This window comes from Butyrivibrio sp. MB2005, assembly GCF_000424285.1.
GTDB lineage: Bacteria > Bacillota > Clostridia > Lachnospirales > Lachnospiraceae > Butyrivibrio.
Genome location: NZ_AUJP01000023.1, coordinates 1 through 21,263, shown reverse-complemented (window position 1 = coordinate 21,263; position 21,263 = coordinate 1). Strand labels below are relative to the sequence as shown.

Genomic DNA, 21,263 nt, shown 5'->3' with positions numbered 1-21,263 from the left:
TTCGAAGGAAAATATTGCAGATTTTTTTGGAAAAAATTGGTAATGGAATAAAAACACCAAAAGTGTATAATGGGTTTTCTGACTTATATTTTTAGCGAGGAAAAACCATGAACAATACACTGTATATTTATGAAGAAGTTTGTGACCTGATCAAAGAGAGAAAGCTTGATCAGTATGAGAGGGAGGGAGCTAAAGATAAGTTCATCTGGCAGTTTGCCAAAAATGGTTCATCACTTCATGTAAAGACTGTAATGCAGAGCCGTTACGTTCTCTATGCTACAGAGAAGGACTATAACCTTCTTATGAGAAAGGCAGATGCCGCTAATCTTGGCATAGTGCTCAAGGAGAGCAAAAAAGAAGCGCTTGAGATGCTTGTAGCTCAGTATGAAGAGGTTTCAAGTAAGGCAATATTGTTTATCAGAAATGGTAATAAAGGACTGCTTCAGAATCCTGATGAGAAGAAGCTGTCTCACGTAATCTATTTCTTTACCAATGAGAATCTTGAGTTTGTTCTTGATTGTCTCTGCGAGAACTACCTTGAAAGCAAGGAGCCTAAACAGGTTAAGACCATGACAGTTTCAAGGCCTCTTGTACAGAAGGTTGTTCCCATTCAGAAGCCTGCTCTTCCGGAGCTTACCGATGACGAGATCAAGAATGTAATCCCTGAAGGATGCGCCGTATCACATAAAAAGTATGGAAAAGGCACAGTTAAAGCCATTCTTGAGGGCAAGATCAGAGTGCTTTTTGAGGATTCTGCTGAAAAAGTATTTGCTGCGTCAGTATGCATCGATAAGAAATTACTTACAGTTATTTGATTTAAAGCCGGGTTTAATGCCCGGCTTTGTTTATTTAGAAGAGTTTATAGGCCCACATTAGTGAATTGCCCGGTTACTGGTAAATTAGTTCGTTTACAAGTTCTTTTACTGTCACAATTTCGTTAACTCTTGATGCATTTTCTCCGCAGAAGAAAAGACCTTCTTCTCGATTTCCTTCAACAGCGGCAATCAGAGCTCTGCTGATACAGTAAGGTATGTTTTCACCTTTAGGACAGGCTGTAAGGCAGCTGTTGCACTTCTTTGCAAAAAAGGTTTTGCCCTTCTCCAGATTTTCCAGAAGAGGAGTATAAATAGCTCTTGCAGGCATTCCTACGGGACTTTGAATTATCCCGTGTGCCAGTTCTTTTCCATTGATATCCATCTGAATCTCCCTATCTATTCATTTAAAAATACCTAAAATAAATATAGTTAAATATTATTGAGATAATATAACAGAATGGTTAGGATGTCAATTTATATCTAAGTCTGAAGTGGACCAGAGATGCCTGCTATTGGAATATTTAAATGTCACAAAAAACATTGACAAGAAATCTAACCGGAGTTATATTGACCATATAAACAGAATTAGTCAAAAAGGATGTGAAAAGAAATTGCCTAAGTGTTATTCGGATGAGGAAAGAGAATATATCATAAGGCGCCTGAAGGAAGAAGCAGCAAAGTGCCTCGCCCAGTACGGAGTTCGACGCACTACGGTTGATGAGCTTGTAAAAAGGGTTAACATTCCCAAGGGTACCTTTTATCTTTTTTATAAATCAAAAGAGATCCTCCTGTTCGAGGTGATTCAGGAGCAGCACGATGCCATAAATAATGGTTTGGCACAGGCGCTTTCGAAGATTTCTGTAAAGGATATGTCGGCTGATACTTTTACTGATCTGATCTTTGATTTTTTTAAAAAGACAGAGGAGATGCCCATTTTAAGGCTTCTTAACACTGACGAGGTGGAGCTTCTTGTGCGAAAGCTTCCAAGAGAAGTGGTTGAAGCACATCTTCAGGAGGATACAGGCACTATCGAGAAGATGCTTGCCATGTTCCCTATGAAAAAGAAGGTGGACGTTAAGGCCATAAGTGCAGCTTTTCATGCAATATATTTCGCTACTTTGCATAAGGCGGATATTGGAGAAGAAAGTTATGATGAAGCCTTGAGGATGCTGATTTACGGAGTAGTGAAGCAGATAATGTGATAGCTCAAGAAGAGGATAGGGTCAGGCTATCAGAATTGGCTAACCATAAAACAATAAGGTCCGGCGACTCGTCGGGCTTTAAATAAAAATATTTATTGACTATTTATTCGAAAGTAGTCAAAAAGATATGAGGAGATGACCATGATACAGGTAAAAGATCTTACTTTTAGTTACACAGGAAAACCTTTTATTCAAAATATGAATTTCAACGTGGAAAAGGGGGAAATCTTCGGATTTCTTGGGCCTTCCGGTGCCGGAAAAAGTACTCTGCAGAAAATCCTTCTGGGTATGCTTCCCGGTTATGAGGGCTCTGCCACGGTGGGAGGAGCTGAGTGTAAGAAGCATAATTCTGATTTCTATCAGTCAATAGGCGTTGATTTTGAGTATTCAACCATGTATGAAAAGCTCTCTGCCAGAGAAAATCTCGGATTTTTCTCATCCCTGTATAAGAGGAAAGTCCGCAATATTGATGACCTTCTTGCATCTGTGGGACTTGAGAACGACGCCGATAAGAGGGTTTCAGATTATTCAAAGGGCATGAAAAGCCGACTGAACTTCATAAAGGCTCTGATACATGATCCGGAGCTGCTTTTCCTGGATGAGCCCACAAGTGGCCTTGATCCCACCAACAGCAGACTTATGAAGGATATGGTACTGGAAGAGAAGAAGAGAGGCAAAACTATACTTCTTACTACTCACAACATGCAGGATGCCACTGAGCTTTGTGACAGAGTTGCCTTTATCGTGGGTGGTCAGATATATGCGCTGGATACTCCTCACAATCTGATAATGTCCAAGGGAGCTGCGAAAATCACATATTCATGGATTGATGGCAGTGAGCAGACGGCGACTTGCGAGTTAGATGCGGTATCTGGAGATGAAAAGCTAAGACAGCTTATAGCAGAAAACCGCTTGCAGTCCATACACAGCAGCGAGCCTACATTAAACGACATTTTCATTGAAATAACAGGGAGGACTCTTGTATGAGATTTAGAAATCTTCTCGCCTGGGATATGAGATTTCAGGCAAGGTACGGCTTTTACCTGCTATATGGATTTCTTACGATTTTTTATATGGCGGTACTTTTTGCTCTGCCTTCTTCAGTAAAAAGTAAGGTCGCAGCAATGCTGATCTTTTCTGATCCTGCGGCTATGGGACTGTTTTTCATGGGAGCCATCGTACTTCTTGAAAAAAGCCAGCGCGTGACATCATTTATGGCCATAACACCCATTAAGGCCTTTGAATATGTCAGTTCAAAGGTGCTGTCATTAAATGCCATTGCTCTGGTGGTAGCAGCGGTTTTATCTATAGTTTCAGGCACAAAATCCCTTGGGCTGGCGCTTTTTGGCACCTTTTTGGCAGGATCGGTTTTTACGCTGTTTGGCGTGATTGTTGCAACCAAAACCTCCAGCCTTAACCAGTTTCTGCTGCTTACTATTCCTGTGGAGATATTTGGCTTTGTTCCGGCTATTTTGCACCTGTTTGGGGTGTCCGGAGTCTGGGGAAGGATTTATCCTGCAAGTGCCTGCATGGAAATGGTGGCTGGTAGCGGGATTTCTGTAATAGGGATTCTTTTAACACTTATATTGATTGGATTTCTGGCTTATGCAGCCTGCCGCTGCGTAGAGAAAATGTGGCAGGAGCAGGGTGGGGTGAAGATATGAGAGCTGTAAAGATTAGTTTTTTTCACATGTTAGGATTCGTGCGAGAGGACATGATGCTTCTTGCTGCGGGAATTTTGCCATTTTTGATTGGCGTGGTCATCCGCCTGGGGATTCCCTATATAGAAAAGTTACTTACGAACGCTATTGGCACAAATGCGGTTCTTCAGCCCTATTACAGCCTTTTTGACATTTTCTATGCTGCAATAACACCTGTAATGTTTTGCTTTATCGCGGCAATGGTAATGCTGGAGGAGCACGACGATCACATAGACAGGTATCTTTTCGTGACGGAGCTTGGGCGAAGCGGTTATTTTGTCTCCCGAATAGTGATCCCTGCGGCAGCTTCATTTGTGGTAACCATGGCGGTTTTGCCGATTTTTTGCATATCAAAACTGTCTGTATTTGAGATGTTTTCAATGGCGCTTGGGGGAACGTTACAGGCGATCATAATATCCATGCTGGTAGTGACGCTTTCTTCCAATAAACTGGAGGGGATGGCCCTTACTAAGATTTCATCACTACTTATGCTTGGAGCCGTAGTTCCATATGTTATGCCAAAAACCTACGGTTACCTGTTGGCCTTCATGCCATCCTTTTGGACAGGCGCACAGGTTACGGAGAAGCAGCCATTTTTTCTGCCGGTTGCGGCAATGGTCTCCGGCGTGTGGATTTTAGTTTTAAAGAGAAAACTGGAGGTAAAGATAAGATAGGGATATAATGGAGTAGACGCTTTTTAGATAACTATCATAGTTTACGGGAGGGGAGTTCCTTTGAAAAAAGTCTATGAATTTGGGGATAAGTCAGCTTCTAAGGTACTTGTGCAGCCTGTAGATGGCCATGACCTTGAGGTGATAGAAAACGAAATTGCAATGATCAAAGAGAAGACGGGGGAAGATTTCTTACTGGTCGCTTTTCAGGTAGATAACTGGAATAGCGACCTATCTCCATGGAAAGCCCCGGCTGTTTTCGGAAACGAGGATTTTGGCGAAGGTGCAGAGGATACCCTGGCAGAGATTCTGGATTATTGCAAGGATGAATCAAAGAGCTACTACATAGGTGGCTATTCTTTGGCGGGGCTTTTTGCGCTTTGGGCTGTATATCAAACAGACCTTTTCAAAGGCGTTGCGGCTGTTTCGCCTTCCATGTGGTTTCCCGGATTTGATGATTATATGAAAGAGCAGGAGATTAAGTGTAAGAATGTCTACCTGAGTCTTGGCAACAAGGAGGAGAAGGCAAGGAATCCTGTGATGGCTACAGTCGGAGACAGAATCCGCGAGGCACAGGCTTTTCTCAATGAAAAGAAAGTAAACTGCACTCTCGAATGGAATGAGGGTAATCATTTCAGAGATCCGGATTTAAGAAGCGCCAAAGGTTTTGCATGGAATTTGGGACAGGAGGTGTAAGAATATGGAAATATTATATGCAATTCACTTAAGACACAGTTACAGAGGCAAATTTAAGGGGTAATAGCCTTTTGATGGATGGCAGGAAGCCAATAAAAAAGAGGAGAAATAATGAACTATTTTGTTGAAGGATTACAGGGAAGCGGAAAGAGCACATTAGTAGGGAAGCTTTCTGAAAAGCACCCGGACTTTAAGGCAGTGCGAGAAGGGGATTATTCTCCTGTTGAGCTGGCATGGTGCGCTTATATAAGTAAAGAGAAGTACAGTGAAATTCTGGAAAAATACAGTGAGATCAAATCCATGATCGAGCCCAAGAGCTTTGAAGAAAATGGGGAGATGGTAGTGTGCTACACGCAGATACTCACTGATGTTCCCGGTTTTCATAAGGATCTTGAGCAGTATGAGATTTACAACGGACGAAGGGATTTAGCTGAGTTCAAGGAGATAGTACTTGGCAGATATCGCAGCTGGACCGGAGATAAATCCATTTTTGAGTGTTCACTTTTACAGAACACAGTTGAGGATATGATCCTTTTCCGTGTGATGACAGATGATGAGATTGTGGACTTTTATAAGGAAGTAAGAGAAGCCCTTGATGGAAAAGATTACCACATCTACTATCTGAAAACAGACGATGTAAAGGCAAATATCGATGTTATCAGAAAAGAAAGGTCGGATGACAAGGGGAATGAGCTCTGGTTCCCGTTGATGATGGGATATTTTAATGATTGCCCCTATGCAAAAAAGCATGGCGTAAGCGGAGAAGAAGAACTTATCAAGCATTTGCAGCACAGACAGGAATTGGAACTTCGCATCTGTAATGAGATTTTTACAGACAGATGCACAGTACTCAAATCCAAGGGTTACGAATTATAGTATTTTAATAAACAAAAAATAGTAGCGTTTTGTGTTGGACATCTGTTGGACTCGCCTTGATATAGTTTCAAAGTAAACTGTTATGAGGAGGGGAGTTAGTTTATGAGAAATAAAATAGTAGCTACTATTGTTTTCGCTTCACTTGCATTGCAGCTTGCAGCATGCGGAGCAGCAGAGAGCACCGCAGAGCCGGAGGCTGCAATTGAACGTGAGCAAAAAGAGATCATTGAAGAGGAGACATCTGCAGAAAACGCTGATGTAGCTGAAGATGCAACCTCAGAAGAAACAGCTGCAACAGAGGTGATCGAGCCTGAGGAAGAGCCGCTTTCATCTACATTTGAGGATGATGATATTCAGGAAAAGAGAGTGCCATTTGAAGGACAGTATTACGCAGGTCGCGGCAATCTTAGCATAACCGGTAAAGGCAGTGATGGATATCTCATCGAGGTTTGGTGGGGAAGCAGCGCATCAGAGCACAGCGAGTGGGTAATGCACGGCGATTATGATGAAGCCACAAAAACGATTACCTACAGCGACTGCGAGAAACATGACTACACACTTCAGGAGAATGGTGAGATCGATTCAGATATAACTGCTTACACCGACGGAACCGGAAGTATTCAGATCGTGGATGACAGCTCAATCATCTGGATAGATGATCAGGATCATATCGCTGACGATATTACAATGACAAGATGAGAAAGTCTGACGGGAAAGCCCTAAGTTTATTTGGGGCTTTCTTTTTTATTCAATATAAAGATTTTCTGAAATAAGTCTAAATTCATCTTGCAAAGTAGACTTGATCAGTCGATATCTAATACAATGAAAATATAGTAGACTGAAGTCTCCATTAGTTATGCATTTAACAGATAAAGGAAATGCGTGTGTATGAAGAGAGACGAAGACCCAAATTTTGTGCTATTTGGCAGAGAATATGAAGGATATAGATGGTTCAAACCGCTTCAGGTCATTCTGCTTACCATAGTATTTTATGCAGTGCTGTTAGGAATTGTGTTATTGATGGCTTTACTGGCGGGACAGTTGTCAGGAATAAGTCTGGGAGAAATACTTTCCGGAAATAGCGGTGGGTATGACACCGTAGATATGTATTCACCTGTCGGTGCCATCATGAACATTGGAAGTATTGCTGTTTCATTACCTGCACTCTTTTTTGCCACTTTAGTCGTGGGTTACAGACCGTTTGGCTCATATCAGTCCGTCACCGGTAAATGGAGAATGCGGCATTTCCTGATATATTTTGTGATGGGATTGATCGTTGTCGCTCTGCCTCTGATAATCTCTTCTTTCATCAAAGGTGAAGCTACAGGGGAGATTCATTTTACCGTAGCCGGCTTTATCATTTGCGTGGTGCTGGGATTCTGTCAATGCAGCGCGGAGGAACATATTTTTCGAGGGCTTCTGATGCAGACATTTGGCGGGTGGACAAGAATTACGATCGTTTCGATCGTTCTTCAGGCGGTCCCCTTTGCCGTAATCCATCCATATAATATCACCGGAAAACTATCTGTACTCATATCCGGAATTCTCATGGGAGTTATGGTATATATCAGCGGGGGCCTTGAGGCATCCTGTGCTTATCATATTCTGAACAATGTAACCTTATATATCATAAATGGTTTCGGGATACAGACAGTTTCAACCAATCTAAATATATCAGACCTTGTATTTGACGCCCTTGTTCAGGGGGTATTTATCGTAGTGATAGTTTTCCTTGGTGGTAAGATAAAGGAGCAATAAAAGCACTTGCCCAGATTTTTTATGGGATTAAAAATGTGGAAATAATTAAGGCAATCGGTCTTGATATTGTGGGGGCAGATGTCCCGGCCATCATGGATGAAGCTATAAGTAACATTAAACTCAAAAAGGAGAAGGACAGCTAATGATAGGCAAAAGATGGAATGTATTCAGAAAAACTACTTCAGTGATACTTTTGACTGCTTTGGCTATAATGTCTGCCGGATGTGGAAACAAAGAAAGCAAGGCAGGCTCTGACATATCTTCTCAGGAAGTAGAAAATTCAGATCTTTCCGGAGTGCCCGGAGGAGGAAAATGGGTTGATTCTGACGTTTCCGGCATGGTCAAGCAGGAAGATAACATACGTCTTCAGGACGACTTTGCTGCGGCTGCGAATAAAGACTATATTTTGTCTGCGGTTATGGATCCTGCTTATGAAGAGGCCAGTATAGTCCTTGATGCATCCAAGCTGGTATATGAAAGATGTATGGCAATTGCCTCTGACGATACTATGACAGACGACAATGCTTTAAAATACAAAACCCTGATAAAGCTGCACTCTGATTGGAATGAGAGAAATAAGCTTGGTGTAGAACCACTAAAAAAATACATTTCAGACATACAGAGCATATCTTCTATAAGTGACCTTACAGAATATCAGGGAAGCACCACGAGAAACCCCTTTGGCCTTGGGTTACTAATACCGGAATCCGTAGGAGTACAATTGCAGTTCCCGGACAAGAGTACATTAAATCTTAAGGCTCCAAATCTTTCCCTCGGATCTGCCTCTTCATATGTGCAATATACAAGTAGCACATTATCAGCAAAGGAAAGATGCGATGATGTAATTGGATATTATCTTGGAAGACTTGGTTTTTCTGAAAAAGAGATCAAAGATACCTTAAAAGGCAATTACAGAATAGAAACTTTTATCGCAAGAAGTAGTAATATAGATAACTTCGGCATAAGAGAAATGTTTACACAGGCACAAAATAACAGAGAGGGGATAGGTGCCCTGCAGGGGGACTATCCGCTCTTACAGATACTGGATAGCAGAGGCTATTCGGGATGCGATAGTTTTTATGTGGATTATACATATCTTAAGTCTCTGTCCGGTATTTATACCGAAAAGAATCTTAAGGATATCAAGTCATTTCTTATAGTCCATACCATTGATTCGACCAAGTATCTTTATGACCGCGAATCATATGAAAAGATGGCCATGCTTTATATGCCAAGCGCCGGCAACCATGAGGGATTATCAGATGGGCAGCTTAGCGTTCTCTTTAGAAATGATATGAAAATCTGCGGCTTTCTTCCATTATTGGATACTTTATACCTGGAAAAATATTTTAAGGGCAGCGAAAAAACAGATCAGGTAAAAGAATTTACTGATGCACTGATAAAGGCTTATTTGCAAATACTTGATGAAGAAGACTGGATGTCAGATGATACAAAAACTGCTGCAAAAGAAAAATTGCAAAATATGGCGCTGCATCTCATAAAGCCTGATAATGTTGCGGACTATTCCCTGGCAGAAATAAAATCCTACGAAGAAGGAGGCAACCTTGTTGAGGCTGCTGCTGAAGGCAGGCGTGTAGTGGAAGCTCACAGGGCAGCTATAAGTAAGAGTCCGGATTGGGACAGATTCAAGTGGGATATTTATGACGCAGATAGAACTACTACAGAGGTTAACTGTGTGTATTATACAACCGAAAACGGCATCTATATAATGGCGGGGTATTTAGCTATGTGCGATGCTGCATTCGGAGAGGATTCATCAATTGAGCAGTTTGCGGGAATCGTAGGAACTACTATTGGTCATGAGATAACTCATGGCTTTGATTCTAATGGAACAAAGTTTGATCTGTATGGGCGGCAGTTTGATGAAAATATAACTGCCATTGACTGGATGGCTGTAGAGGACAGGTCAAAGATGGATGAAAAGGGATCAATGCTTGCTGGTTATTTCTCACTGGCAAGACCTATTCCCGGGCAACAGAAAGTGAATGGAAGCATTATAAAAGATGAAGCCATAGCTGATATGGGAGGCATCAAGTCAGTTCTATATGTGGCAAGGGAATGGCCTGATTTTGATTATGACGAGTTTTTCAGAGCTTTTGCAAGGCAATATGCGCAGCAGACAACTAAGGAAAACGAGCTTGGAACAATGAAAAGTGACATACATCCCCTTCCATTCTACAGAATAAACATTATGCTTCAGCAATATGATGAATTCATCGAAACCTATGATATTAAGCCGGGAGATGGAATGTACTTAAGCCCGGATAGAAGAGTCAATGTCTGGTGATGTCTTATTCAGGAAGGAGTCTAATTATGGGATCAGAGATTTCAAATGCAGCAATAAGGCTTGATAACATAATCAAGAGCTATGGCAAGCATGACGTACTAAAAGGCGTCACTATGCAGGTTAATAAAGGCGACATCTATGGTCTCGTGGGCAAAAACGGTGCAGGAAAAACCACGATATTCAAGATGATTCTTGGATTGTCGGAATACACTTCCGGCAGTGTTTCTATAGACGGCTCGCAGAATCGAAAAGAGCTGTTTGAAAACAGGTCAAAGGTTGGATTTTTCGTAGGCTCCAATTTCTATGGATATCTTTCCGGGAGAGCAAATCTTGAATACTATGCAGCTGCAAAGGGTATCAGGGGAAAAGCGCTGAAGCAGGAGGTGGATCGTGTTCTGAAGGTTGTGGGTCTCGTCGATGGTAAAGAAAATCAGAAAGCCAAGGGGTATTCCCTTGGAATGAAACAGCGTCTTGGAATAGGCAATGCAATCCTTGGCAATCCTGATATTCTCATACTTGACGAGCCGACCAACGGTCTTGATCCTCAGGGTATAGCTGATATCCGCCACATGATACGGCGATTCAGGGATGAGTTTGGTATGACTGTCATAGTGTCGAGCCATATTCTTGGGGAGCTGGAAAATACCGCAGATCGCTTCGGCATAGTACACAATGGAGTTATAGCAAAAGAAATCACACAGGATGACCTTTCTGCAAAGCGCCCTGAAGTAGAACTGACAGTTTCTGCCGGTAATCTGGAAAGAGCCAAAAGTATTCTTGCGGAAAATGGTATTGATGTCCTAAAGGAAGGAAAAGAGAAAGTTACTCTGGAAGACTATTACTTTGAACTCATTGGAGGATCAGCAGAATGAGAGATTTGTTAAGAGCAGATTTGAAACGTATCTTTCGGGTTGGCCTTATTTACTTTGGTCTTTTGCTTGCGCTGATCTACATCTCATATACAGTTCTTGAAGGTGTTGTAAATGATGGTTCAATCGGACTGATAAATGGTGTGCAGAAATCACTTAGCGGGGCACCTATAGCTCTTTTCATAGTCTTTCCCACGTTCTATGCTGTTTTTGCACATGAGTTGTCTTCAAAATCGATGCAGACTGTGCTTGGTCATGGTATTACCAGGGACAAGCTCATAATCGCCAAGCTTCTTGATGCTGCCATTTTACTTCTTTGCCTTTATCTGGTCATAATTGTAGCGGCTCTTATTGTAATAAATACAGAATCGGCAATCGTATTAAGCCCGCAGCAACAGGTGAATCTTATTATATATATCATCCTGAGGTGGCTTAGACATTTTGGCTACATTGTTTTTTCCGCCATGATCATGTACATTTCCGGTTCTACAGTTCTTGGTATTATCGCATGTATCGCGTTTACGGCCATATTTAAACTGGTGTTTAACATAGTAGAATTTTTTTCTTCTCTTTCATTATATGATTATACCTTTGACGGGTTGCTGGATTGGGCATATACCGGAATAGAAGTGGGAGCGGCTCCCTGGCAGCTTCTGCCAGCTGTCTGTTATCTTTTTGCAGCACTGGCGATTACGACTTATTTTTTCCGGAGAAAGGAGTTTGACTTTTGAAAAATCTAATTTTTGCAGATGTGAAAAGAATCCTGAGAAAAACGTCATATTGGATTGTACTTGGAATTTGCCTCCTTATTTCACTCTTTTGGACTATTCAATCAAAAGGTAGCGGCGGGATGAGTGGATTTTCATTTGCTTCCAGTCAGGGAACAGCTATAAACACAATGAACCTGTTTATAGGAATAGCCATATACGTGAGTGTATATGCCGATGAGTTCACGTCAAATTCGATGCAGTGCCTTATTGGAAGAGGGATTTCAAGAAGGAGACTCCTGATCGCCAAGTTCATTAATTGCGTAATCGTAACCTTTATTTCATATGGAATCTATACACTTTTTATCACCATTACAGGTCTGATTATGGGAGCGAAGATGAACGGAGCAGAAAGCAGCTTTTTATATAGCACGATACTAACCAATGCTTTTATTGTTCTGGGCTATGCAACAATATCCATGATCATTCTTTTCTGGAGCAAGAACGTTGCCTATGCAACACTCGTGGATGCATTCCTCCTTTTTGCTGGAGATACACTGCTGAGAGGGCTGAATGTCATTCCTGTGATCAATCATTGGCATATAGACAGGCATTTTTTTTCACAGGCCCTCGAATGTGCAAAAGTAGATTTGCTGCTTACCGGTGGCACGGCAATTATTACACTTCTTTGGCATGTTGCAAAGATCTGTGCTATTTCCATTATTTTGGCATATTTGCTCTTTAGAAAAAAAGAACTGGATTTCTGAAATAGTTTAAATATGCGATATCTTGAGGATAATTATGAAAATATGAGGAGGTAAAATATGACATCGATTATCAGTTTTGTTCTAAGTTTGATTATTGTGGGGATTCTTTATAAGAATATGATAGCCTGGGAAGGAGATTACAGAATTTCAAGAGGACAAGCTTTGCTGCCGGTAATACTCGGACTTTTATCGGTGCCGCTTTCATTTGTCTTTTTCCTGATAATCGGTCTTGCATTCAAGGCTGTAACCGGGTTTGTACCTACAGATGGATCTCTATTACTTGCCAGTTTCAATCATGCGCTTTTTTCTGCAGCGCTGAATGAAGAACTTGCAAAATTGATCATTACGCTTATTGTATTATGCATCTATAGGAAAAAAATTAGAAATGTATATGAATATATGCTGATAGCAGGTGCTGTCGGATTCGGGTTTATTCTTATAGAAGACTTTGTATATAGTAGCAGTCTTCCTGTTCTTTTGATGAGGTTGCCGGGTATAACAGTGCATATGATGCTGGGGCTTGCCATGGGAAGACATCTTGGACTTGCCAGATATAACAAAGTAACAGGCAGAGGGTCTGTAGTAAAAGAATACCTCCTTGCATATTTTGTCCCTGTGTTTTGGCATACTGTTTTTGATTTTTTTGCAGCAAACATGCTCATACATGCCGGGGATAATGTAGAGACTATAACAGAGGAAATACAAAGAACTGTATATATTGGTGCTGGCATGGTAGTGATCATAGTAGTTCCGATATTCTTTTTCCAGTTCTACATATTCAGACGACTTAAGAAAAATGCAGCAAATCTTGTAGCACTTTCCTTCATGGCTGCAAACAGTACAGATCAGGAGAATACCAATGCTTAAAAATATCCTGATATCTTTTAGTTGCATAAAAACATGACCAACTGGGATTTCGCGTGCGAAATCCCATTTATTTTCCATAAATCTCCATTTTTCTTGATATAATAGTGCTATCTACGGAATTTTGGGAGGTGGCGAGAGATGCCGGCTTATTTTTCAATAGATATAAGTATCAGGAAAAAAGATATATATGAAGGTATTTATGCAGATTTTATCGGACTTTTGCAGGAAGAGGGCCTGAGATTTGCAGGGGGATACATGGAATTCATGGATGAAACTCTTGAGGAGATTATCTCATGGAATGAAGAAAAGCTCCTTGAGGACTTTTCAATCGGAGTAGATGAGCATTATTCCCATGATTTCAGGCAGGTGTGCTTTGATTACCACGGATTATCAGAAGTCAGGATGTTCATTCTGAACGTAACAGAGGATGATGAATTTAATTTCATAATAATCGTTCCCGAGGATGAGCTGATACAGCTAAAGGATGGCAAATTTTCCTATAAACCTGCGATTATGGAGGATTTAAAGCAGCTCATCGTAAAGATATGGGACTTTGAGAGCGTTGCAGCGATCCAGACTACCCTGGAATTATCTGGGGAAACCACCTCGGTTAATGATCTGGAAAAGGGTGCAAGGCCCATGATCGTACCCTTTGCAGTAATTCCCAAAGGGTGGATGAATGATGACTTAGGAGAGGGTATAAGCGTTACGCCCATAGCCGGAGACGGCGTTCTTTTGGAGGATATACAGTAAGCGTCAAAACTTTGCCGATTACAAACAAAAATAATATTACGGGGAATTAATAATGGCAGAAAAACTTAGTCTTTTGTTTCCGAATCAGAAACTCAACTTTAAAACATTAAGTGAAACAACACTCCATGACATTGGCATGGACAACATCGTTACAAAGCTCACAATTCAGAAAAATGAGCAGACCTACATCTACAACGTCATGAAAATGATGACGGATTCACCTGAAAATGCCAGATACAGAGGCGAGATATTCGATGACATCATGAAAAACAAGGAGATGCGCGATAAAATCGTGACACTCTTTGACAGAATAAATTTCCTTAGAGAGTATGGAAGTCACAAGCACGACCACGATCATGAGCCCGGTGTGTGGGACCTGGTGCACAGATTGGAGGAGCTTAACGACTATATTCAGTGCATCGATTCAATGTATGTGTGCCTAAAAAACGCAGACATCAAATCCGAGGGTCTTTTGAAGCTTCGTGATTTTGTTCATGCACTCTACACGGATAACGGCTATGACGGCCTTAAAAAGGATATAAAAGCTCTTCGTGCGGACACGCAGAATCTTAAGAGTGTTACAGTAGGAATCAACCTAAACGAGCGCTTTGAAGCCTGCGGAATCGGCGTTGTTTCCATAAATAACAAGCATTTTACCAAGTCTCATATTGTAAGTCATTTTATAGACAGGGTTTCCGGAAAAGATAACATCCAGAACGGCAATGAATGGAAGGGTGATTACAAATTCGACGAATTCACCGCTAAAAATCCGAATGCCATGGATGGCTCCTTTGTAATACCGGCATTTAGCCCCATGGCCTTCATGAGTCTCAAATATGTCTCTGAAGCAGATGAGACCACAAGGGGCATCACTAAATACATGGACGAGATCACCGAGAGGATGCTTAGTAACACAGCAAGGCATTTAAGGGATGTTCTCGGAAAATATACCATGCTCACAATTACAGACATCACAGATCTGATGCCTGAATTTATCTACTATATCAGATGGGCAGAATATATTGAAAAGCTCATGGATAAGGGCTTTTTCTTCTGCAAACCGGAAGTGATAATGGATGAAAATGCAGACGTTTCCATGAATTCTATTGGCGTCTACAATATGAAGCTTCTTGATTCGGACATCGAGAAAATTGAAGATATTATAAGAAATGACCTTGATTTTAGCGATGAACACTGCATTTATCTGCTGACAGGTGCCAACAGAGGCGGTAAGACCACAATTACTCAGGCTATTGGACAGCTTTTCTTCATGGCCCAGGGGGGAATCTATGTAACAGGAACAAGCTTTGAATATCGTCCCGTGGATGCCATCTACACACATTTCCCTGCGGATGAGGACAAAACTTTGGATCTTGGAAGACTTGGCGAAGAGTGTAAGAGATTCCGCTCCATTTATACCGATGCATCGGAAAACAGCCTGATTCTGCTAAATGAAACCTTCTCAACCACATCCTTTGAAGAGGGCTACTACATAGCAAGGGACTGCACAAGAGCCTTGCTTGGTAAGGGATGCAGGACCATATACAACACCCATATGCACAAGCTGGCATACGACGTGGATGAACTCAACAAAGAAAGCGACCGATTCAAGGCTGCTTCGCTTATCGTTCATTCAGAGCAGGGTGTGCGCTCCTATAAAGTCAGTCTTGCACCACCGGTAGGACTGTCCTTTGCTGCGGATATTGCAGAAAAATACGGTGTTACCTACGATTTGCTGAACGATGAAGATTTTGAAGAAAAGTCTGAAAACGAGGATTGATAAGCACACTATAAAAGGGAGGAAATAGCAAATGTACACTATAAAAAATTCTATAAATGAAATCTTCAAGGATGAAGTAGTAAAGGCTCATTTTGAATATATGATGCCAATGGAATTCATTGAGCTGGTTCCGGAGGATTTGCGGGATGCTACTCTGGAAGAGGTAAAAGAGAAGGTGATGCTGCCCTGGGGAGTGCCCTATTTTAGCGAAGGGGTTGCAGCTATCGCCAATCAGATTCACGAGCTCATCGATTCCGATGCTTATACCTTCATGCAGCTTTGGTCGAAGGAGACGCCGGAAGGGTTCTTCCCTGTAACTGACGGAGAAAAAATGCATTTAGGTCTTCTTAAATTCAATGATTCCTTTAAGGCAGGCAGAAAAATGGCACTGGTAGTTCCCGGAGGAGCATACTCCAACGTGGCGATTTCCAATGAAGGCCTGGATACTGCAAGGGCACTGGAAAAAGCCGGCTATGCGGTGGTTGTTATGAATTATCGCTGTGCTCCAAATCACTATCCTGTGCCGCAGCTTGATCTGTCTCTTGCCATAAAGCGCATGAGAAAATTTGCCTCAGAGTATGACCTTCAGGATGATCTCATGGTTGTAGGATATTCTGCAGGCGGACACCTGGTAGCATCACAGGCAGCCTATTATGATGAAATAGAGAAAACACTGGAAGAAGAGCTGGCTAGGGATCACAGCGAGCTGTTAAGTGATCTTAAAGGCTTTTCAGCGAAGCCCGATAAGGTGGTTTTATGTTATCCCGTTATAAGCTTCGTTTCCGAGCAGCATGAGGACAGCTTCACCAATCTTACAGGCGGTGATGAGAGCCTTCGCGATAAGATGTCAATTGAGCTCCATGTGACCAAGGATTATCCAAAGACCTTCGTATGGGCCTGCGATGATGATGATCTTGTGCCTCCCAGCAATGCATCAAGAATGTACGAATCTTTGCAGAAAGCCGGCGTAGTTTCTTGTCATAAATCCTATCCCACAGGTGGCCACGGCTGTGCTACAGGCGTAGGAACATCTGCTGCAAACTGGATGGAAGACATGATAAGCTTCATGGAAAACAATTAACAAAGGAAAATTATGAAGATAACAGAAATAATAGATGCTGTGAATAAGTATCATCCGGATTTGGGCCCTGATTATGCCGGATGTGATGGGGTGAAGTGCGGAGATCCTGACGTAGAGTGCACCGGCGTTGTTTCAGCGCTGGTGCCCAATATTGAGGTTATCAGGAAAACTATAGAGCTTGGCTACAATTTTCTATACATCCATGAGCCCACATATTATCTGACCCCGGATTATTCGGAGTGGAAGGCAGATTTTGACTGCGAAATATATGAAAAAAAGAAGAAGCTCATAGAGGATAATGGTATAGTTATCTACAGGGACCACGACCACATGCATGCCCACACGCCCGACAGCATTTTCACAGGTGTGCTGAAATATATGGGCTGGGAGGACTATCTTGTGGGGACTCACGACAAGGTGCCTTTCGGATATCTCATCGAGTTCCCTGAGGTCAAAACCGTTGAGGAGATAAACCGAGAGTTTATCGAGAAAAACGAGATGAACGGCACAAGATACATCGGAAGACCTGATGATAAGATCAAGAGAATAGCTATCGTGGGACATATTTATCCGGAGGCATTTATACCTTCCAGTGAAAAGGATGGCTATTACACGGATTATTCAACAGAGATTATCAGAGCCATAGAAAAAGAGCATATTGACGCCATTATTCCCGGTGAGATCATTGAGTGGAACCTGCTTTCATATATTAGGGATGCGATTTCTTTTGGGAAAAATATGGCATGCTTCAATATCGGCCATTATAACTGGGAGCAGCTGGGGGCAAGGTATGCTGTAGACTGGCTCACAGAAATAACAGAGGGAAAAGTTCCGATAAAGTATGTTCCCAACGGGGACATGTGGAAATATCAGCTTAATTAAATGGGGATATACCTGCGAATCTTTTCGCAGATATAAAATAAATAGAAGGAGAAGGTATAGTATGGCAACAGGAAGTTTAAGATTTTTTTCAGCAGCACAGGGGGGACAGGTTAACATCAGATTCGTGATTCCTACAGATTTTCCGGAGATGATGATGGGTGACAATCCGCATTATAAGAGACCAATGAAGACTCTTTATCTTTTGCACGGATATTCAGGAAATGAGTGTGATTGGGAGTATAACGGCGTGGCTGAGGATATTTCAGCAAGATACAATCTTGCTGTTATCATGATCACAACAGGCAATGATTTCTACCTTGATCGCAAGGCTACAGGTCGTCAGTACTGCACTTTTGCAGGAAAAGAAGTTGTTGAGTTTACAAGAAAGCTCTTTGGCCTTTCAGATAAGAGAGAGGATACTCTCATCGGTGGCCTTTCAATGGGTGGTTTTGGTGCACTTCACACAGGTCTTGCATTCCCTGAGACCTTTGGCGGAATCGTGGCTCTTTCATCAGCTCTTATCATTCACGAGATCGCTCACATTAAGCCCGGCGAATCCAACGATGTGGCTAACTACGAGTACTATCATGAAGTTTTCGGAGACCTTGCAACTGTAGAGCAGTCAGATAACAATCCTGAGGTGCTTTTCACGCGTCTTAAGGAGAGCGGAAAAGAAACTCCCGCAGTTTACATGGCAGTTGGAACAGAGGATTTCCTCTATGAGAACAACCAGATCATGAGAAAATTCTTCGAGGAGAACGGTGCTAACCTCAAGTATGAAGAGGGCCCCGGAATCCATGACTGGGTATTCTGGAATAAATATATATTTAGCGGTGTTGAATGGGTACTTAGTGAGGTGGATAAATGATGTCAGCTACAGAAGTACTTACAGTGAATGTCAGAATCACAGAAGTGAACGAAGTTAAGGGCAGTACCGATACAGCCAGAATGATCCTTTTTGACGGCACTGTGGATTGCGATAATTTCAAAGGGAAAATCCTTCCCGGCGGCGTAGATACACAGAAGGAGCTTGGCGGCGCACCAACACAGCTTTCTGCCAGATATATTTTGGAGGGAACCGATAAAGAGGGCAATCCCGCCCACATCTTTATTGAGAACAACGGCGTAATTAATGATAAAGGCGAGATTACAACAACTCCCAAGATCATCACAGACAGCAAGGCCCTTGCTTTTCTTGAAACCGCTGAACTTTTCGGCACAGTAGAAGGCATTGAGGGTGGCGTAAAGATCCATATTTTTCAAAAATAACAAGCGTTGTTCAATCTAAAACATTAAGAAAATTCGCAAAAAAGCAGCAGGCTTTGGGCCTGCTGCTTTTATCTTTTAAACGTTTTCAACCCTTCATGTTCATCAAAGCTCTGAAAAGCTCAATATCATTCTCGGTGATCTTGATATTGCACTGCATTTCTGTGCCATCAGGGTTAGTGATCTTCATATCAAAAACAGATCCCACCTCCGGAGTGTTGTCCTTTACTGCGTTGAAAAAGGGCAGTACTCTTGGGTGTTCCTGCTTGAAAACGTTGAATTTTTGCTGAAGTTCCATGATAGCCATGGGATTTATATTTGGCATTTTCTTATCTCCTTTAGTTATTCATGAATATATATAATACACCATTTTGGTTATTTCGCAATTGTTTAATTATGAATAAACAGGGCAAAAAATGCAGCCTACGGGCTGTATTTTTTTAAGTGTAACTTTAGCCCGATTTTATAGGCATTTTATATATTTGTTGGATAATTAAAGTAGATTTAGTATGTTTACCCGGCCGGAGAGATGACATATGGTTGAATGGATTGAATTTTCCGATATTATCGGCATCACAATTGTCATATATGTCTCTGTACTTACCCTTAACAATTCTTACCTTCGCAAGGATATAAGGATAGGTATAATAGCCACGGGTATTGCGCTGGCCATCTTGTATGCATTGGACATGTTTTGGTATGTGGGTATTTATTTTCTTCCGGTATCGGAGCACACAGATTTTATCCTGAATGCCATAACCTGTTTAGTTTATCTGATGGTGCCGGTAACTCTAAGCCCTTTTTTCATAATTTTCACACTTCGGAAGAGGACAGTCAGGCATAATCTCGGACTTGCCCTTATCGCACTTCTGGCGGTTGCAGATATAGTCAATATTTTCAGGCCTATCTTTTTCTACCATAAGGATTCATATATGTATTATGTTCCCTGGGGGCTTGGAATGCATGTTATATGCTACGGGGCTTTCGTTATTTTGCTATGGGACATGATAAGGAGCAGATTCTTTGATTATGAGGATGTGTTCCTGGCTACATTTGTGGCAGTGACAATGTTTATCGGATTTTTGGCATCCTGGATCAATTACGATCTGAAAACCTTGTGGTTAAGCCTTGGAATTTCATATTTGCTCATGTATCTGGCGCTGACTGCTTTGTTCAATAAGGTTGACGTAATCACGGAGCTACCCAACAGAAATGCGTATGCAAGGGCCATATCCCATATCAAGGATAATTACAACACAATTGTTTTGATCGATCTTAACGGCCTTAAAAAATTCAACGACACCATGGGACATCAGGTGGGTGATCAGTATATTTTTTCGACGGCCAGGACTTTGGCAGACGCATTTAAAGGAATGGGAACGCTGTATCGCATTGGCGGTGATGAATTTATCCTTATTTCCAAATACACCAAGCCAGTACTGAATGACACCATCGACAGCGTACTGCATAAGGGAAAATGCGACGAAAAATACGGCGATTTCAAGATCGATTTTGCCTATGGTATCGCAGAGCGCCTAAGAGGAGATGCAGTGGGCGACGTGGTTGGAAAAGCAGACAAGCTCATGTATGAGCATAAAAAAATCTCAAAACAGGGCAGATGACAGCGCCAAGGGTTGATGGCAGCGGCAAAGGCTGATGACAGCGGCAAGGGTTGATGGCAGCGGCAAAGGCTGATGACAGCGGCAAAGGCTGATGACAGCGGCAAGGGTTGATGATAACGGCAAAGGCTGATGACAGCGCCATGAGAGGGATGTAAGCCGGTATAAGATGCTGCCGCGCATAGAAAATCGCCAAAAATTGAAATTCCTCTGCGCAGGAGGCGCGAGAAAACCAGGCAGAGAGGCATTTGCGCATATATTTTGAGAAAAAATAGGATTTCCTCTGCGCGAGAGGCGAGATTGATGCTTGAGAAGAGTAACGTCCTTATAATGGTGTAAATTGAATATTGTATTATAAAAGCCACAGGCTCTTACCTTTAGGTATAATAGAATCACCACAACCCTAAATAATACCGGAGGTAGAACACAATGGCTCAACTCAATATTACTTTAAATCAGGATGAAATTCTACAATTATTGTCATCAGACCATGATGAGGCATTTCGTAAGCTTTTAACTGACAGCCTTAATGCTGTCCTGGTTGCTGAATCAACTGAGCAGCTTGGTGCTGAACGTTACGAGCGCAGCGATGAACGCATGGATAGCCGGAATGGTTCCCGCGAACGCAAACTCAATACGCGTATAG

Annotated in this window: 24 protein-coding genes; 22 read left to right on the top strand and 2 right to left on the bottom strand. The window is 41.9% G+C overall.

The features are described from left to right. The first annotated feature begins 107 nt into the window (after positions 1-107). The gene (locus tag G610_RS0112965; protein WP_026525147.1) at positions 108-815 is read left to right on the top strand and encodes a hypothetical protein; all 708 of its coding nucleotides are present in this window, start codon (positions 108-110) and stop codon (positions 813-815) included. Between the two features lie 73 nt (positions 816-888). On the opposite strand, the gene G610_RS0112960 is transcribed toward G610_RS0112965, so the two are convergent. Beyond that, a complete protein-coding gene (locus tag G610_RS0112960) occupies positions 889-1,197 on the bottom strand; it encodes a nitronate monooxygenase (RefSeq protein ID WP_026525146.1) in 309 nt (102 codons plus the stop codon). Between the two features lie 229 nt (positions 1,198-1,426). Here G610_RS0112960 and G610_RS0112955 point away from each other — a divergent pair, with 229 nt between their 5' ends. The 19 genes from G610_RS0112955 to G610_RS0112860 all read left to right on the top strand — a co-directional run bounded on the left by G610_RS0112955 (position 1,427) and on the right by G610_RS0112860 (position 19,001). Continuing rightward, positions 1,427-2,017, top strand: coding sequence for a TetR/AcrR family transcriptional regulator (locus G610_RS0112955; RefSeq protein ID WP_026525145.1), 591 nt, complete (start codon positions 1,427-1,429; stop codon positions 2,015-2,017). Between the two features lie 141 nt (positions 2,018-2,158). Further along, positions 2,159-3,004, top strand: coding sequence for an ABC transporter ATP-binding protein (locus G610_RS0112950; RefSeq protein ID WP_026525144.1), 846 nt, complete (start codon positions 2,159-2,161; stop codon positions 3,002-3,004). Next, on the top strand, positions 3,001-3,681 hold the full coding sequence (locus G610_RS0112945) for a fluoroquinolone export ABC transporter permease subunit (RefSeq protein WP_026525143.1): 681 nt from the start codon (positions 3,001-3,003) through the stop codon (positions 3,679-3,681). The genes G610_RS0112950 and G610_RS0112945 overlap by 4 nt, the downstream gene beginning before the upstream one ends. Further along, positions 3,678-4,391 (top strand): ABC transporter permease, encoded by a 714-nt coding sequence (locus tag G610_RS0112940; RefSeq protein WP_035797553.1) that lies wholly within the window; start codon positions 3,678-3,680, stop codon positions 4,389-4,391. Before G610_RS0112945 ends, G610_RS0112940 begins: the two co-directional genes overlap by 4 nt. Before the next feature lie 60 nt (positions 4,392-4,451). Next, the gene (locus G610_RS0112935) at positions 4,452-5,084 is read left to right on the top strand and encodes an alpha/beta hydrolase-fold protein (RefSeq protein WP_026525141.1); all 633 of its coding nucleotides are present in this window, start codon (positions 4,452-4,454) and stop codon (positions 5,082-5,084) included. Positions 5,085-5,195: 111 nt separating this feature from the next. Further along, positions 5,196-5,960, top strand: a complete 765-nt coding sequence (locus tag G610_RS0112930; protein WP_026525140.1) for a hypothetical protein — start codon at positions 5,196-5,198, stop codon at positions 5,958-5,960. Between the two features lie 102 nt (positions 5,961-6,062). Next, the gene (locus G610_RS0112925) at positions 6,063-6,659 is read left to right on the top strand and encodes a hypothetical protein (protein WP_026525139.1); all 597 of its coding nucleotides are present in this window, start codon (positions 6,063-6,065) and stop codon (positions 6,657-6,659) included. 189 nt (positions 6,660-6,848) lie between these two features. Continuing rightward, positions 6,849-7,718 carry a CPBP family intramembrane glutamic endopeptidase gene (locus G610_RS0112920; protein WP_026525138.1) on the top strand — a complete coding sequence of 290 codons (870 nt, stop codon included), beginning with the start codon at positions 6,849-6,851 and terminating at the stop codon, positions 7,716-7,718. 142 nt (positions 7,719-7,860) lie between these two features. Continuing rightward, entirely contained in the window at positions 7,861-10,026 is a 2,166-nt protein-coding gene (locus G610_RS0112910; protein ID WP_026525137.1) for a M13 family metallopeptidase, read from the top strand. A 26-nt stretch (positions 10,027-10,052) separates the two neighbouring features. Next, the gene (locus tag G610_RS0112905) at positions 10,053-10,898 is read left to right on the top strand and encodes an ABC transporter ATP-binding protein (RefSeq protein WP_026525136.1); all 846 of its coding nucleotides are present in this window, start codon (positions 10,053-10,055) and stop codon (positions 10,896-10,898) included. Beyond that, positions 10,895-11,626, top strand: coding sequence for an ABC transporter permease (locus G610_RS0112900; RefSeq protein ID WP_026525135.1), 732 nt, complete (start codon positions 10,895-10,897; stop codon positions 11,624-11,626). The genes G610_RS0112905 and G610_RS0112900 overlap by 4 nt, the downstream gene beginning before the upstream one ends. Positions 11,627-11,646: 20 nt before the next feature. Further along, a complete protein-coding gene (locus G610_RS0112895; protein ID WP_242829653.1) occupies positions 11,647-12,369 on the top strand; it encodes an ABC transporter permease in 723 nt (240 codons plus the stop codon). Positions 12,370-12,426: 57 nt separating this feature from the next. Beyond that, the gene (locus G610_RS0112890; RefSeq protein ID WP_026525133.1) at positions 12,427-13,236 is read left to right on the top strand and encodes a PrsW family glutamic-type intramembrane protease; all 810 of its coding nucleotides are present in this window, start codon (positions 12,427-12,429) and stop codon (positions 13,234-13,236) included. Between the two features lie 138 nt (positions 13,237-13,374). Then, positions 13,375-13,989, top strand: a complete 615-nt coding sequence (locus G610_RS0112885; RefSeq protein ID WP_026525132.1) for a hypothetical protein — start codon at positions 13,375-13,377, stop codon at positions 13,987-13,989. A gap of 52 nt (positions 13,990-14,041) precedes the next feature. Continuing rightward, a complete protein-coding gene (locus G610_RS0112880; RefSeq protein ID WP_026525131.1) occupies positions 14,042-15,769 on the top strand; it encodes a MutS-related protein in 1,728 nt (575 codons plus the stop codon). Between the two features lie 31 nt (positions 15,770-15,800). Continuing rightward, positions 15,801-16,850 carry an alpha/beta hydrolase gene (locus tag G610_RS20860; protein ID WP_051197991.1) on the top strand — a complete coding sequence of 350 codons (1,050 nt, stop codon included), beginning with the start codon at positions 15,801-15,803 and terminating at the stop codon, positions 16,848-16,850. 12 nt (positions 16,851-16,862) lie between these two features. After that, positions 16,863-17,732 (top strand): Nif3-like dinuclear metal center hexameric protein, encoded by an 870-nt coding sequence (locus G610_RS0112870; protein WP_026525130.1) that lies wholly within the window; start codon positions 16,863-16,865, stop codon positions 17,730-17,732. Between the two features lie 61 nt (positions 17,733-17,793). Beyond that, a complete protein-coding gene (locus G610_RS0112865) occupies positions 17,794-18,600 on the top strand; it encodes an alpha/beta hydrolase (RefSeq protein WP_026525129.1) in 807 nt (268 codons plus the stop codon). Continuing rightward, complete coding sequence (locus tag G610_RS0112860) at positions 18,597-19,001, top strand: DUF3237 family protein (protein ID WP_242829651.1); 405 nt, start codon at positions 18,597-18,599, stop codon at positions 18,999-19,001. The genes G610_RS0112865 and G610_RS0112860 overlap by 4 nt, the downstream gene beginning before the upstream one ends. 85 nt (positions 19,002-19,086) lie before the next feature. On the opposite strand, the gene G610_RS0112855 is transcribed toward G610_RS0112860, so the two are convergent. Beyond that, positions 19,087-19,323: a hypothetical protein gene (locus G610_RS0112855; RefSeq protein WP_026525127.1), complete on the bottom strand. Its 237-nt coding sequence runs from the start codon at positions 19,321-19,323 to the stop codon at positions 19,087-19,089. 211 nt (positions 19,324-19,534) lie between these two features. Between G610_RS0112855 and G610_RS0112850 the strand changes: the two genes are divergently transcribed. Both G610_RS0112850 and G610_RS0112845 read left to right on the top strand, forming a co-directional pair. Beyond that, positions 19,535-20,620 carry a GGDEF domain-containing protein gene (locus tag G610_RS0112850; protein ID WP_026525126.1) on the top strand — a complete coding sequence of 362 codons (1,086 nt, stop codon included), beginning with the start codon at positions 19,535-19,537 and terminating at the stop codon, positions 20,618-20,620. 426 nt (positions 20,621-21,046) lie between these two features. Continuing rightward, a partial coding sequence (locus G610_RS0112845; protein WP_026525125.1) for a transposase occupies positions 21,047-21,263 on the top strand: 217 nt, incomplete at its 3' end.